The following is a 1,241-nucleotide window of genomic DNA, read 5'->3' on the forward strand; positions in this document are numbered from 1 at the left end:
AACAGGCCTGTCATTCCTGGCGGCAACGGTGGCAAGCACTCCTGCCTGTTCCAGCCCATCCTTGTGGATGCCCTTCCCAGTTGGGCGCGGCGCCGCGCAATGCGCGTCGCGGGCAGCGCTTAGCGGCAGGCCATTGCGGCCTGCAGTCCCGTGCCCTGCCGGAACCCGCCGATGTCCCGGCTGGTGATTCTGCCGTTCTGCAGACGGGATGCAATGATCCTGCGCCAATCGCCGCTGGCGGTCACCAGTTCAGGTCCCTGCCCGCAATCGCGAATGCCGGAGGTTATGAAGTCCTGGCCGATCTGGTGATTGGTCAGCCCGGGCGTGCTGGCGGCTTCAGTCAGCGCACCGTTCCTGAACCGCCAGATACGCAAAGTTTTGGCCAGATGCGGCCGGTCGACATAGGCAATTTCCACATGCCCGTCGCCATCCAGATCCGCCGCGCCAATGGGTGCCAGCCAGCGGTTGCGGGTGCCGATATGCGGGGTGGCGGCAATCTTTTCGCCGCGGGCATCATAGATGGCCAGCTGGGCGCCCTCTGCCACATCGGTCTCGACCACCAGCACCTCGGGGCGGCCATCGCCATCGATATCCGCCAGCCGCGGTGCGATGTCCTCGAACACATGATCCAGCGGCAGGCGGATCAGGATTTCGGACTTCTGGTAGACCGCCTTGGCGGACAACCCGCCGGAGCCGGTGTTTTCCACCTTCAGTACCAGCGCGCCGTATTCCGCATCATTGCCCAGCACTGCATGGCCATAGCGTGTGGTGGGCTCGCCGTAACGCGCCGAGACCACCCTGCCCTCAGCCGCCAGAACAGACGGGCCGGCCAAGGCCAGCCCCAAACACATCGCCCGCCAAACGCGGCGGACGGAACGGGGCCGCACGCGCAACGGAAAACGCCGCGCCGCTGCCCCTGCGCTCATCAGATCTGCTTTTCGGGCATATGCACCACCAGCCCGTCCATCGCATCGCTCACCTTGATCTGGCAGGTCAAGCGCGAGCGGGCTGGATCGGGCTCATAGGCGAAATCCAGCATATCCTCTTCCATGTCGTCTTTGGCGGGCAGCTTCTCAACCCAGTCCGGCGCAATGTACACGTGGCAGGTCGAGCAGGCGCAGGCGCCGCCGCAATCGGCCTCGATACCCGGAATATTGTTGTCGCGCGCGCCTTCCATCACGGTCAGCCCGTTGGCGACGTCCACCACATGGCTGGTGCCGTTGTGCTCGATGTAAGTGATC

Annotated in this window: 2 protein-coding genes; both read right to left on the bottom strand. The window is 64.7% G+C overall.

What is annotated here, in order from left to right; translation table 11 throughout:
- Positions 1–119: 119 nt before the first annotated feature.
- Positions 120–926, bottom strand: coding sequence for a VCBS repeat-containing protein (locus A2I95_RS39555; protein WP_291737821.1), 807 nt, complete (start codon positions 924–926; stop codon positions 120–122).
- Positions 926–1,240: a 2Fe-2S iron-sulfur cluster-binding protein gene (locus A2I95_RS39560; protein ID WP_291737822.1), complete on the bottom strand. Its 315-nt coding sequence runs from the start codon at positions 1,238–1,240 to the stop codon at positions 926–928. Before A2I95_RS39560 ends, A2I95_RS39555 begins: the two co-directional genes overlap by 1 nt.
- Position 1,241: the final 1 nt, after the last annotated feature.

The organism is Leisingera sp. F5 (assembly GCF_001593695.1).